The organism is Rathayibacter sp. AY1A3, assembly GCF_002930975.1.
In the GTDB taxonomy this organism is placed as follows: Bacteria; Actinomycetota; Actinomycetes; order Actinomycetales; family Microbacteriaceae; genus Rathayibacter.
The window spans coordinates 156691-169369 of the sequence record NZ_PSTO01000003.1 but is presented as its reverse complement, the minus strand read 5'-3'; the positions used below and the strand labels follow the sequence as shown (position 1 = coordinate 169369).

The following is a 12679-nucleotide window of genomic DNA, read 5'->3' as shown; positions in this document are numbered from 1 at the left end:
GCGGCGCTTCTTCGTGAGGTCGAATCCGATGTCGTCGGGAGTGTACATGGCGGTGCCTTTCGAAGAGGGGGTGCGCGGGCGTGCTGTAGGGGCGCCCGCGCACCCCCTCTTCGAAAGGCACCGCCATGTCCACTCCCGACGACCTCGGATTCGATCTCACGAAGAAGCGCCGCTGGCCCTGGATCGCCGGAGCGGCCGTCGTCGTCGTCGGCGTCGCCTCCGCGATCGCCGTCCCGCTCCTCTCCCCCGCCGTCTCGGCCAACGAGCAGGAGGGAGCGACGCTCTACGTCGCGACCGCCGAGGGCAACGCCTCCGAGCAGGCCCTGGTCGACTTCGTCGCGAAGGAGGTGGCGCCGCGCTACGGCATCACCGTCGCCTTCAAGGGGCTCTCGGACAGCAACACCATCAACCGCGCGGTGAGCGAGGGCGAGGTCGCGGCCACGGTCTACCAGCACAAGCTCTGGCTGGGACAGGTGCTCGAGGCCAACCCCGACTTCGAGGAGGAGGCGGCCACCCCCGTCTTCCGCTGGGGCTTCGGGCTCTGGAGCGACAAGTACTCCGACGTCTCCCAGATCCCCGACGGCGGCACGGTCTCGCTCTACTCCGACCCCGCCAACGAGGCGCAGGGCCTCTGGCTGCTGCAGAACGCCGGCCTGATCAAGCTGAAGCCGGGCACGGAGCCGGGCACCGCGACCCAGGACGACATCGCCGAGAACCCGAAGAACCTGCAGTTCACGCTGCTCGACTTCGCCGCCCAGTCGCGCGCGCTGCCGGACCTCGACGCGGCCGTCGGCTACACCGAGTACTACCTCGCCGCCGGCATCCCGATCGAGCAGCAGATCTTCGCCCCGCAGGCCCCCGACGACTTCGCCGGGCAGCTCACCATCGGCTCGAAGTACCGCGACACCGAGAACGTGAAGAAGCTCGTCCAGGCCTTCCAGGACCCGGCCGTGCAGGAGTTCCTCGCCACGGACGAGACGGTGAAGGGGATCCTGCTGCCGATCGACGGCTGAACAGGGCCGGAGCGACGGGGTCGCCTGAGGAGTCGCGCGCGGCTTCTCGGGCGACTCGGCGTCTGCGGACGTAGCGTGGGCTCATGAACACGTTCACTCTCCACAACGGTGTCGAGATCCCCGCCCTCGGACTCGGCGTCTTCCAGACTCCGCCCGACGAGACCCGCGCCGCCGTCGCCGCCGCGCTCGACGCGGGGTACCGGCACATCGACACGGCGGCGGCCTACGGCAACGAGCGCGAGGTGGGCGAGGCGATCGCCGGCCGCGACGACGTCTTCCTCGAGACGAAGGTGTGGATCAGCGACTACGGCTACGACGAGACGCTGCACGCCTTCGACAAGAGCGCGGGCAAGCTCGGCGTCGAGCGGATCGACCTGCTGATCCTGCACCAGGCCCTGCCCGAGGCCTTCGACCGCACCCTCGACGCCTACCGGGCGCTCGAGCGGCTGCTCGCCGACGGGAGGGTGCGGGCGATCGGCGTGAGCAACTTCATGGTCGAGCACCTCACCCGCCTGCTCGCCGAGACCGACGTCGTCCCCGCGGTGAACCAGCTCGAGGTGCACCCGTACTTCCAGCAGCGGCGGGTCGAGCGCTTCGGCTGCGAGAACGACATCCTCACCCAGGCCTGGTCGCCGATCGGCGGCATCACCGCCTACCGCGACTCCCCGCGCCGCAGCTTCGACGACCCGGTGCTCCTCGAGCTCGGCGCCAAGTACGGGAAGACGGCCGCGCAGGTGATGCTGCGCTGGCACCTCCAGGAGGGCCGCCAGGTCATCCCCAAGTCGACCCGCCCCGAGCGCATCGCCGAGAACATCGACGTGTTCGACTTCGCGCTCTCCGGCTCGGAGCTCGCCCGGATCGACGCCCTCGAGGCCGGCGTGCGCGGCGGACCGGAGCCCGAGGCCGTGACGCTGGAGGCGTACGGCCGCGACATCCCCGAGGCGTGAGGAAGGCGCCCGCGACGGGAACACCGGAGCCGTCGCGGGCGTTGCCCTCACCATGAGCGTTCCCCTCTCCATCCTCGACCTCGCCCCCATCGCCCCCGGTGAGACCGCTCGCGACAGCTTCGCCGCTTCCGTCGCCCTGGCCCAGGAGGCCGAGCGGAACGGCTACCGCCGCGTCTGGTACGCCGAGCACCACAACATGGCGAGCATCGCCTCCAGCGCGACCTCGGTGCTCATCGCGCACGTCGCCTCGCAGACCTCCACGATCCGCCTCGGCTCCGGCGGCGTCATGCTGCCGAACCACTCCCCGCTCACCATCGCCGAGCAGTTCGGCACCCTCGAGACGCTGCACCCGGGCCGGATCGACCTCGGACTCGGCCGCGCCCCCGGCAGCGACCAGGCGACCTTCCGCGCGCTCCGCCGCGACCCCGACTCCTCCGAGCGCTTCCCGCAGGACGTGCTGGAGCTGCAGGCGTTCCTCGCCGGCGAGTCCCGCATCCCCGGAGTGAGCGCGACGCCCGGTGCCGGCACCCGCGTCCCCCTCTACATCCTCGGCTCCTCGCTCTTCGGCGCGCAGCTCGCGGCCGCGCTGGGCCTGCCGTACGCGTTCGCCTCGCACTTCGCTCCGGACGCGCTGCACCAGGCCGTCGCGGAGTACCGCCGCGGCTTCCGCCCCTCCGAGCAGCTCGACGCGCCCTACGTGATCACCGGGATGAACGCCATCGCCGCCGACACCGAGGAGGACGCACAGGAGCAGTTCGCGCAGATGAAGCGCGCCCGCCTGATGATGCTGCTGCGCCAGAGCGGGCAGATCCCCGTCGGCCAGACCTTCGACGACGAGGAGCTCGACGCCCTGCTCAGCGCCCCGATCGGCGCCCACGTCGCGAGCATGACCACCTACACCGGTGTCGGCACCGGCGACCAGGTGGCCGACTACACCGCCGACTTCGCCCGCTCCGCCGACGCCGACGAGGTCATCGTCGCCCACGCGTCGCTGCAGACGGAGGCGCGCCTGCGCTCGGTCGCGCTCCTCGCGCAGTCGAACGCGCGCGTCGCCGCCTGACGGGCGGGCGGCCCAGTCCGTCGACGCCGCCGCACGGGCCCCGTGCGCGACCGGGGCCGCGCATCGGCGGGCGTGCGGCGCGCATCGGCGGACTCCTGTGAAAGTGAGCCTCTAACGGGGGCCACCTCTCAGGGAACGACCCCGGGAGGAGCGCGTCCGCGGTGCCAGGCTGAGCCCTGTGTCGACGATGACGGGCAAGCGGCGTGAGCCCGGGGACGGCCCTGCGCGGTCGGCGGCCCTGCTGCTGCGGGTCTGCGCGGGCGACCGGATCGCCTTCCGGCAGCTCTACTCGCTCACTGCGAGCAGAGTCGTCTCCGTCGCGGACGCGGTGCTCGACGACCGCGCCGCCGCCGAGGAGGTCGCGCAGGAGGTCTACCTCGAGCTCTGGCGCACCGCGCGCTCGCTCGACCCGGGCCGTCCCGTCCTCGCCTTCCTAGCCCAGGTCGCGCACCGCCGTGCCGTGGACCGCGCCCGGGCGGACCGGTCGGCGCGGCGCCGGGAGCTGCAGTACACGGTCCTCGACCGGCCGCGCGATCACGAGTGGGAGCGCTCGGACGTCCGGCTGGCCCTGGCGCCCGCGGCCGGCGCGATCCGGCAGCTCGCCGCCATCCACCACGACGTCCTCTACCTCGCCTACGTCCGCGGGTACAGCCACTCCGAGATCGCGGAGGAGCTGTCGATCCCGCTCGGCACCGTCAAGACCCGGCTGCGCGACACCCTCATCCGCCTGCACACCCACCTGCAGTCCGCCGGCCCGGCGGATCCGGACGGCGGACCGGGACGGCGCATCCGGCACTGACCGGTGGCGCGAACGCCTCTGCGCCACCGGGGTCGCACGCCTCAGGACCGAGTCCGGCCCGCTCAGCCCGCCTGCGTCGCGCCCGAGACCGCGAGCCCGACGATCACCGTGAGCACCGTCGTCCACAGTGCGATCGCGACGCCCTGCCAGAGCAGGATCCGCCCGCGGCCGACTCCGGCGCCCGCCAGCATCACCGCGGTGAAGTGCGTCGGGAGCAGCAGCGGCCCCAGCAGGCTCACGCCCGGGACGCCGTAGCGGGTGAAGGCCCGCTGGAACTTCTCGCGCCGCGGAGTCGTCCGCTTCGCCTCCGAGCGGCCCGTGATCGCCGAGCGGACGCCGGTGCCCAGCAGCACGAGCAGCGCCACGCAGACGAAGTTGCCGATCGCCCCGGCGAGCCCGGCGACCACCGGGTGGATGCCGCCGATGATGCCGATCGACGCCGCCCCCTCGCCCTCGATGAAGGGGACGGCCCCGGCCGCCGCGACGACGAGGGGCTGTACGAGTTCCGGAACGCGGCCGATCAGGTCCTGGAATCCGAGGATCGCGTCGCTGATGATCGTCATGGTCGTGCCTTCCGATGCGGGGCCCCGGCTCTCGGGACTCCTCCATCCGACCGTGTCCGGGAGCGCCGCGGCAGTGCCGCCGGGTCACCGCGTCCCGGGAGGATCGACGGCCCGAGGGGTGACAAGTGTCATGGTCGTAGCCTGGGCCGCATGGTGAACTCGACCGAGGCGGATCCGCCCGTGCGCGCGGGCCGCGGCGTCGCCGTGACCTGGTGGTACACCCTCGCGTCGGCCGCCTCCTTCGTGGTGATCGTCCTGGCCGTCTGGTCCGTGGCGGTGCTGAGCGCCGAGGCCGAGGAGTGGCGGAAGGGCGCCTACTTCCTGGGCGCGGCCGCCTGGGTCGCGGTGTTCTCGCCGACCGCGCTCGCGTACCGGCGCGCCGACCGCGAGGGCCCGGTGCGCCTCCGGGCTGTGCCGACCCTGGTCTTCTGCCTCGGAGTGGCGGCCGCGGCGCTCACCGGCACGGCCGCCGGGAGCCTCGCGCTCGGGCTCTCGCTCGCCGCGACCCTGGTCGCCGTGCTGCCCTGGCAGAGCGGGGTGCGGCTCCGGGTGATGGTGCTCTGCACGATCGTCCTCGCGGTCGCGGCGGTGCTCGAGCAGACGCGCGCGGCGCCGGACGCGTCGGCCGCGCTCTCGACCCTCCTGCTGTTCGCGACGCTGCTGCCCCTGACGGTCGTCAGCGCGCTGTGGTGGTGGGACATCGTCCGCGAGCTCGACCGGGCGCGCGCCGCCGAGGGCCGGCTCGCCGCCGCCCAGGAGCGCCTGCTGCTCGCCGGCGACGTGCACGACCTCCAGGGCCACCACCTCCAGGTGATCGCGCTGCAGCTCGAGCTCGCGGAGCGCCTCCTCGGCAGCGACCCGGAGGCCGCTCTCGAGCAGCTGCGCGCCGCCCAGCGCTCGGTCGACGGCGCCCGCACCGGCACCCGCGAGCTGGCGACGCGCTTCCGCAGCGTCCCGCTCGTCGACGAGCTGGCCAACGCCGCCGACCTGCTCCGCTCGGCCGGGCTCCGCGTCGAGCTCGAGGTCGACCCGGCGGCGGCCCACGCGCCGGCCGAGACGCTCGGGCCGGTGGTCCGCGAGACGACGACGAACATCCTCAAGCACGGCGGCGGCTCCAGCGCGCGGCTGCGGCTCGCGCGGGAGCAGGACGAGTGGCGGTTCGAGGCGGTGAACGACCTGGCACCGGACGCGGAGGAGGCGGACGGGACCGGCTCGGGCGTCCTCGGCATGGCGGAGCGGGTCGAGCGCGCGGGCGGGACGCTGCGCGCCGGGGCGGTCCGCCGCTCCTTCGAGCTGGACGCGCGCCTGCCGGTGGGGAGCGACTCGTGATCCGGGTGCTGATCGCCGACGACGAGGACATGATCCGCACGGCGCTGGCCGCGCTCCTCCGCCTCGAGGAGGACCTCGAGATCGTGGGCGAGTGCCGCGACGGCGAGCAGGCGGTCGCGGAGGCGCTGCGCCTGCAGCCCGACGTGTGCCTGTTCGACGTCGAGATGCCCGGGCTCGACGGGATCGAGGCGGCGGAGCGGCTGCGCCGGGTCTCGGCGACGCGGGTCGTGGTCGTCACCCGGCACGCGCGGCCGGGGGTCCTGCGGCGAGCGCTCGGAGCGGGCGTCAGCGGCTTCCTGCCGAAGTCGCGCCGGGTCGAGGACGTCGCCGAGGTGATCCGCCAGGTCGCGAGCGGACGCCGCTACGTCGACCCGGAGATCGCCGCCGACGCCCTGGCGAGCACGCGCAGCCCGCTGACCGACCGCGAGCTCGACGTGCTCAGCGCCGGCTCCCGCGGCGAGACGATCGGCGAGATCGGCGCGGCTCTGCACCTCTCCTCCGGCACCGTCCGCAACCACGTCTCGTCGATCCTCCGCAAGCTCGACGTCGACACCCGCCAGCGCGCGGTGATCGAGGCCCGCGAGCGCGGCTGGATCTGAGCGCACGGCGCCGCAACGGCAGCCACTACGCAGGAGTCGTCGCACTCACACTCGAGTGCGACGACTTCTGCGTTCTCGCGAGCGCCGCTGGGTCAGGCCGTCGGCGTCCAGATCCGCATCGTCGACGGCCCGCGGTTCGCCCAGCGGTGGTACGGCCGGAACTCCGCCTCGAAGCGGCGCCCCTCCTCCACAGGTACGGAACCGTAGGGCCAGCCGGGAGCCGCCTCGCGCGCCACGAGGGACACGCGCGCTCCCTCCGCCGTCACGACGGGCGGCACCGAGGCGTCGACCGCGATGTGCTCGGTGTCCAGGCCCTCGGGCAGGTCGAGCGACTCGATCGCCAGCACGAACGGCCCGCGCTCGAGGGCGACTTGGCCGCGCACCGCGTCGATCCGGGGGTGCGGGGCGACGAAGCGGGCCGACATCGGCAGCGAGAGCCGCACGGTGTCGCCGGCGGAGAACGCCCGGCGGACGGTGACGGTCGGCGTCGAGACCGGCTCGCCGTCGAGCAGCGCCGAGCCCCGCGCGAACGGCGGCACCCGCAGCGTCAGCGCGAACTCCGCGTCCTCGAGGATCCGCACGACGATCTCGCCGTCGGCCGGGTACTCCGTCTCGACGCGCAGCGCGACGCCTCCGGTGCGCACCTCGTACGCGCCGTACTGGTGGAGCTGCACCCCGTCGTCGGTGGCGGTCGCGAAGCCGAGCTCGACGCTCGCGAGGGTGCGGGCGGTGTTGGTCGGGCAGCACGAGACCCAGAACCACGGCGCGCGGAGGCTGGACTGCGCGCGGTCGGTCTCGCGCGACTCGTCCGGCGCCACTCCGTCGACGCGCTGCTGCAGCGTGTTCGTGTAGAAGAAGGCGCGGCCGTCCTCGCGGGTGGCGGGGAGCACCGCGTTCAGCAGCGTCCGCTCCATCAGGTCCGCGTAGCGGTGCTCGTTCGAGCCGAGCAGGAGCCGCCAGCTGAGCATCGTGGAGCCGATCGCCGCGCAGGTCTCGGCATAGGCGCGATCCGGCGGCAGCTCGTAGTCGGCGCCGAACGCCTCGTCCTGGTGGTGCGAGCCCATCCCGCCCGTGACGTAGGTGCGCCGCTCGACGGTCGCCTCCCACTGGCGGCGGACCGCCTCCTCCAGCTCGGCGTCGCCGGTCTCGACCGCGACATCGAGAGCCCCGGAGGCGAGGTAGAGGGCCCGCACCGCATGGCCGCGCAGCACCTCCGCGTCGCGCACGGGCACGTCGTCCTGGAAGTACTCGGCGCCGAACGCGATCGGCTTCAGCGTCCCCGTCCCGCGCCGCTCCACGAACAGGCGGGCCAGCTCGAGGTAGCGCTCCTCCCCCGTCGCCCGCGCCAGCTCGGCGAGCGCCGGCTCGATCTCGGGGTGGCCGCACACGGCGACCCTCCCCTCGGGCCCGAACTCGCGGTGCACGTGGTCGGCGAGGCGCCGGGCGACCTGCGGCAGGAGGTCGTCGTGCCCGGTGCGGAGCCGCGCCACGGCGGCCTGGATCAGGTGCCCGAAGCTGTACAGCTCGTGGCCCCACTCCAGGTCGGAGTAGCGCGCGCGCTGGCCGGGCCGGCCGAAGCTCGTGTGCAGGTACCCGTCCGGGTCCTGGGCGGAGGCGACCCGCGCGACGAGGTCGTCGTACCGCTCCTGCAGCCCGGCGTCGTCGCTCCGGCCGAGCTCCCAGGCCATGGCCTCGAGGAGCTTGTAGACCTCCGAGTCGACGAACTCGATGCCCGCGTGCGCGTCGCCGCCCTCGTCGGACGAGATCGAGCCGTCGGCCGCGCGGTCGAAGTTGCCGGCCCAGCCGACGCGCTCGATCCACGAGCGGCAGTGCTCGATGACGGCGGAGGAGTTGAGGTCCTGGTAGTGCTTCCAGAAGCCGCCGGTGAGGCGGATCTCGTCCTGGCGGAGCGGCCGGAGCACGCTCCGCGAGGGGGCGACCGGGCCGCCGAGGGCGGTGGCGGTGGGGGCGGTGAGGGTCACGGTGTCTCCTTGGAGGGACGGGTCAGTCCTTGACGGCGCCGGCGGTGACTCCCGCCGAGACGTACCGCTGGGCGACGACGAGGAGGACGGCGGCCGGGAGCGAGGCGACCACGGCGGTCGCCATGATCGAGTTCCACTCCTGGTTGTTGTTGCCGATGTACTTGTAGATGCCGAGGGTGATCGGCTGGAGCTTCCCGCCGCTGTCGAGCGTCGAGGCGAAGATGAAGTCCGACCAGGCCCAGAGGAACGCGAACAGCGAGACGGTGACGACGGAGTTGCGGCTGATCGGCATGATCACCGAGGTGAAGGTGCGCCAGGCGCTCGCTCCGTCCATCCGGGCAGCCTGGGTGAGCTCGTCGGGGATCCCCGACATGAAGGCCGTGAAGATCAGCACGCCGAACGGCACCGCGATGGTGGAGTCGGCCACGATCAGGCCCGGGATCGAGTTGAGCAGCCCCAGGTTGAGGTAGATGGCGTAGAAGCCCATCGCCATGATGATCGCCGGGATCATCTGCGCGATCAGCAGCACGAACGAGAGGGCCTGCCCGCCGCGGGGCCGCAGCTTCGCCAGCGAGTAGGCGGCGGGAGCGGCGATCGCCACGGTCAGCAGCACCGTGCCGAGGCCGACGACGAGGCTGGTGCCCAGGTAGGGCAGCTGCTCGCTCAGCACCGCCTGGTAGCCGGTGAACGTGGGCGCGAACGGGAACCAGTCCGGCGGATCCTTCCGCATCGAGCCGGTCGGAGTGAGGGAGACGTTGATCATCCAGTAGACGGGGAACAGCATGACCGCCGTGAGGGCGATCCCGACCACCGTCAGGTACCAGGGGCGGCGCGCGGTCACGAGTCGGCCTGCTTCCGCTGGACGCGGATGTACACGAGGCCGAAGACGAGGGCCAGGATGATCAGCAGGTTGCCGACGGCCGCGGCCGGTCCGAAGTCGGGCAGCATCGAGCCGAAGCCGAGCTGGTACGTCCAGGTGGCGAGCGTGGTCGAGGAGTCGGCGGGGCCGCCCTTCGTCATGATCCAGATGATGTCGAACACCTTCAGCGTGTAGACGAGGCCGAGCAGGATCGTGATCGCCGATACCGGCCGCAGCAGCGGCAGCGTGATCCGCCAGAACTGCTGGGCGCCGGTCGCGCCGTCGAGCGAGGCCGCCTCGTAGAGGTCCTGCGAGATGTTCTGCAGGCCGGAGTAGAGGATCACCAGGTTGAACGGGATGCCGATCCAGATGTTCGCGATCAGGACCGCGATCAGCGAGGTGGTCGGCGAGGTGAGCCAGTTGATCTGGCCGATCCCGAACGACTCCAGGAACGCGTTCACGATGCCGGAGTCGCTGTTGAGCATCCACGACCAGGTCGACGCCGAGACGATCAGCGGCAGGAGCCACGGCACCAGGAACAGCGCCCGGAGCGTGCTCGCCAGCGGGAAGCGGCGGTAGAAGAACACGGCGAGCGCCAGCCCCAGCGTGAACTGGAAGAGGAGCGAGACGCCGGTGAAGACCGCCGTGTGCAGCAGCGCCGGGCCGAAGGTCGCGTCCTGGAACACCTGGACGTAGTTGTCGAACCAGACGAAGGGTGCGTTCCCCTGCACGAACGAGCGGACCGTGTAGTCCTTCAGGCTCAGCTCGAGGTTGCGGTAGAGCGGGAACGCGTAGAAGACGAGCAGGTAGGCGACGAGCGGGGCGAGGAACGCCCACGCGACCAGGCGGCCGCCCTCGGGGCGCCAGCGGCGCCGACGGCTCTCGGCGGCCGGGGCGGGCGGGGCCGGCGGCTCGGTGCCGCGCCGCAGAAGGCGGGCGGTCTCGGTGGCAGTGGTCATGGTCTCTCCCGTCCCCCCGGCCGGTGCGCGGAGCACCGGCCGGAAGGACCTCGTTCGGGGAGCGGGAGCCCCCGGTCGTCCTACTTCGTGGCGGATTCGGCGGCCGACTGGGCGGCCTTCAGGGCGTCCTCGGGAGACTGCGAGCCGCTGAGCACGGTCTGCACCGCGCCCCACAGCTGCTCCGAGATCTTCGGGTACTTCGTGCCGAGATCGTCCGAGGTGCGGCCCTTCGCGGCCTGCACGGCGGAGACCCACGGCTCGAGGTCGGCGTTGCCGGCGACCTGCTCCTGCTGCGCCTCGGCCGTCGGCGCGATGTACGAGAGCGTGTTGTCGGTCGTGACCAGGCTGCTCGTCGAGGTCAGGCACTCGGCGATCTGCTTCGAGGTCTCGTAGCGCGCCGTGTCCGACTGCACCGGGAGGGTGAGGAACTCGCCTCCGGTCGGTGCGGGGGCCGCTCCGCCGTCCTTCGACGGGATGGTCAGGACGCCGTAGTCGATGCCCGAGGCCTTCGCGTTGGCCAGCTGCCAGGTGCCGTTCTCGCCGAACGCGTACTCGCCGGTCTCGAACTCCTGCCAGCTCGTGGTCTGCGTGTTGCCGATCACGGAGTTGGGCGCGTAGCCCTTCTGCAGCCAGTCGCTCCAGAGCGAGACGGCGTCGACCGCGGCGGGCGAGTCGAGGTCGGTCAGCTCGGCGCCGGAGCCCCAGAACCACGGCAGGAACTGGAAGGTCCCCTCCTCCGTGCCGATGCCGGAGAACGTGATGCCCTTGCCACCGGAGGCGGTGACCTTCTCGAGCGCGTCGGTCAGCCCGGCCCAGTCGGTGATGGAGGCGGCGTCCACGCCGGCCTTCTCGAGCACGGCCTTGTTGTAGTACAGCGCGAGCGTGTTGGCACCGATCGGCACGCCGAAGGTGTCGCTGCCGGTCTGGCCGGCCGCGAGGATGTTCGCGTCGATCCCGTCGGTGGAGAGCCCGGACTCGGCGGTCGTGGTCAGGATGCCCGACTCCGCGAGCGTCGAGACCACGGGGTTGTCGACGAGCAGGAGGTCGGGCGAGTTGCCCTGCTGGCCGGCGAGCAGCGCCTTGTTGGTCAGGTCGGTGGTGTCGTAGCCGGTGCGCTCGACGGTGACGCCGGCCTCGGTCCCGCAGGAGTCGATGAGCTTCGCCCAGTCGGACGACTCGTCGAACTGGGGGTACGGGTCCCAGAACGTGTAGCTGCCTCCCGCGGCGGAGCCGGAGTCTCCCCCGGAGCCGCTCGCGCAGCCGGTCAGTGCGGCGGCGGCCGTCCCCAGCAGGACGGCGGCGGCGAGGCCCCGAGCGTGCTTCCTCGTCTTCACGGATGATCCCTTCGTCGTTGACGGATTCCTCGGCAGTCGTCCCGATCGTCTGCGCCGGGCCGAAACTACTTTCTGTCGGGTAAACCTAGGCAGGGGCGGTCAGCGCGTCAAGAGATGCGACCTTTTCGGTCTTTTCGGTTTTTCGCCGGAGTCGTGCGAGGATCGACGCGGCGGCCCGCCGGGCCCGGAACGGAGGCGCGGTGCCACCACGCAAGCCCACCGGCACCATCACGCTCACCGACGTGGCGGCCGCCGCCGGCGTCTCGATCGCCACCGCCTCCAAGGCGCTCAACGGCCGCGACCAGGTGCGCGCCGAGACCCGCCAGCGCGTGCTGGACGCCGCCGAGGCCCTCTCCTTCACCCCGAACCCGTTCGCGCAGGCCCTCAACTCCCGGCGCACGGGCACCATCGGGATGCTCACCAACGATCTCGACAACCGCTTCGTGCTCCCCGTGCTGCTCGGCGCCGAGGACGCGTTCGGCGCCGGATCGACGTCGGTGCTCCTCTGCGACGCCCGCGGCGACTCGATCCGCGAGCAGCACCACATCAAGAACCTGCTCGCCAAGCGCGTCGACGGGATCGTGGTGCTCGGCCGGACGACGAACCCGCGCCCCTCGATCACCCGCACCATCCCGGTGCCGGTCGTCTACGCCTACGCGCCCTCGGAGGATCCGCGCGACTCCTCCTTCACGCCCGACAACGTGCAGGCCGGCGTCCTCGCCGCCCGCCACCTGATCGAGCGCGGACGGACGAGGATCGCCCTCGTCAACGGCGAGCCGAGCTACACCGCCGCGCACGACCGTGCCCGGGGCGTCGAGCAGGCGCTGACGGAGGCGGGGCTGCCGCTGGTCGGCGGCGGCGTCCTCTTCGGGCAGTGGTCCGAGAGCTGGGGGCGCCAGTGCGCCGAGACGCTGCTGCGCGCGCATCCGGACCTCGACGCGATCATCTGCGCGAGCGACCAGATCGCCCGCGGCACGCTCGACCACCTGCGCGAGACCGGCCGGCGGGTGCCGCAGGACGTGGCCGTCGTCGGCTTCGACAACTGGGACCTCCTCGTCGAGGCCGCCCGCCCGCCGCTCTCGAGCATCGACATGATGCTCGACACGCTCGGCCGTGCCGCCGCGGAGGAGCTCTCGAACGCGATCCACGGACGTCCGACCGCGGGCGTGCAGGCCATGCCCGTCCGCCTCGTGCCGCGCGAGTCCTCCGGCTGACGCCCCCGCCCTCCGCGAGAA

General features: G+C 72.4%; 12 protein-coding genes. 7 read left to right on the top strand and 5 right to left on the bottom strand.

Translation table 11 applies throughout. From position 1 onward, the window contains the following. Positions 1 to 125: 125 nt before the first annotated feature. From C5C10_RS02600 to C5C10_RS02585, 4 genes are all read left to right on the top strand, one after another. Positions 126 to 1013, top strand: a complete 888-nt coding sequence (locus C5C10_RS02600) for a MetQ/NlpA family ABC transporter substrate-binding protein (RefSeq protein WP_104328432.1) — start codon at positions 126 to 128, stop codon at positions 1011 to 1013. An 83-nt stretch (positions 1014 to 1096) separates the two neighbouring features. After that, a complete protein-coding gene (locus tag C5C10_RS02595; protein WP_104222706.1) occupies positions 1097 to 1960 on the top strand; it encodes an aldo/keto reductase in 864 nt (287 codons plus the stop codon). Positions 1961 to 2012: 52 nt separating this feature from the next. Next, positions 2013 to 3020, top strand: coding sequence for an LLM class flavin-dependent oxidoreductase (locus C5C10_RS02590; protein WP_104328431.1), 1008 nt, complete (start codon positions 2013 to 2015; stop codon positions 3018 to 3020). Between the two features lie 187 nt (positions 3021 to 3207). Continuing rightward, positions 3208 to 3819, top strand: a complete 612-nt coding sequence (locus C5C10_RS02585) for a sigma-70 family RNA polymerase sigma factor (protein WP_258060373.1) — start codon at positions 3208 to 3210, stop codon at positions 3817 to 3819. 62 nt (positions 3820 to 3881) lie between these two features. Here C5C10_RS02585 and C5C10_RS02580 read toward each other — a convergent pair whose 3' ends face one another. After that, positions 3882 to 4382 carry a small multidrug efflux protein gene (locus C5C10_RS02580; protein WP_104225805.1) on the bottom strand — a complete coding sequence of 167 codons (501 nt, stop codon included), beginning with the start codon at positions 4380 to 4382 and terminating at the stop codon, positions 3882 to 3884. Positions 4383 to 4532: 150 nt separating this feature from the next. Between C5C10_RS02580 and C5C10_RS02575 the strand changes: the two genes are divergently transcribed. After that, complete coding sequence (locus tag C5C10_RS02575) at positions 4533 to 5711, top strand: sensor histidine kinase (protein WP_104328429.1); 1179 nt, start codon at positions 4533 to 4535, stop codon at positions 5709 to 5711. After that, positions 5708 to 6310, top strand: a complete 603-nt coding sequence (locus C5C10_RS02570; RefSeq protein ID WP_104222701.1) for a response regulator transcription factor — start codon at positions 5708 to 5710, stop codon at positions 6308 to 6310. The genes C5C10_RS02575 and C5C10_RS02570 overlap by 4 nt, the downstream gene beginning before the upstream one ends. Positions 6311 to 6402: 92 nt before the next feature. Here the strand turns inward: C5C10_RS02570 and C5C10_RS02565 are convergent, their stop codons facing one another. From C5C10_RS02565 to C5C10_RS02550, 4 genes are all read right to left on the bottom strand, one after another. After that, a complete protein-coding gene (locus C5C10_RS02565) occupies positions 6403 to 8292 on the bottom strand; it encodes a glycoside hydrolase family 127 protein (RefSeq protein ID WP_104328428.1) in 1890 nt (629 codons plus the stop codon). A 22-nt stretch (positions 8293 to 8314) separates the two neighbouring features. Beyond that, entirely contained in the window at positions 8315 to 9133 is an 819-nt protein-coding gene (locus tag C5C10_RS02560) for a carbohydrate ABC transporter permease (protein ID WP_104274111.1), read from the bottom strand. Continuing rightward, on the bottom strand, positions 9130 to 10110 hold the full coding sequence (locus C5C10_RS02555; RefSeq protein ID WP_104225802.1) for a carbohydrate ABC transporter permease: 981 nt from the start codon (positions 10108 to 10110) through the stop codon (positions 9130 to 9132). The genes C5C10_RS02560 and C5C10_RS02555 overlap by 4 nt, the downstream gene beginning before the upstream one ends. Positions 10111 to 10190: 80 nt before the next feature. Next, entirely contained in the window at positions 10191 to 11444 is a 1254-nt protein-coding gene (locus tag C5C10_RS02550; protein ID WP_104328427.1) for an extracellular solute-binding protein, read from the bottom strand. A 200-nt stretch (positions 11445 to 11644) separates the two neighbouring features. On the opposite strand from C5C10_RS02550, the gene C5C10_RS02545 reads away from it, so the two are divergent. Further along, entirely contained in the window at positions 11645 to 12658 is a 1014-nt protein-coding gene (locus C5C10_RS02545; RefSeq protein WP_104225800.1) for a LacI family DNA-binding transcriptional regulator, read from the top strand. Positions 12659 to 12679 lie beyond the last annotated feature (21 nt).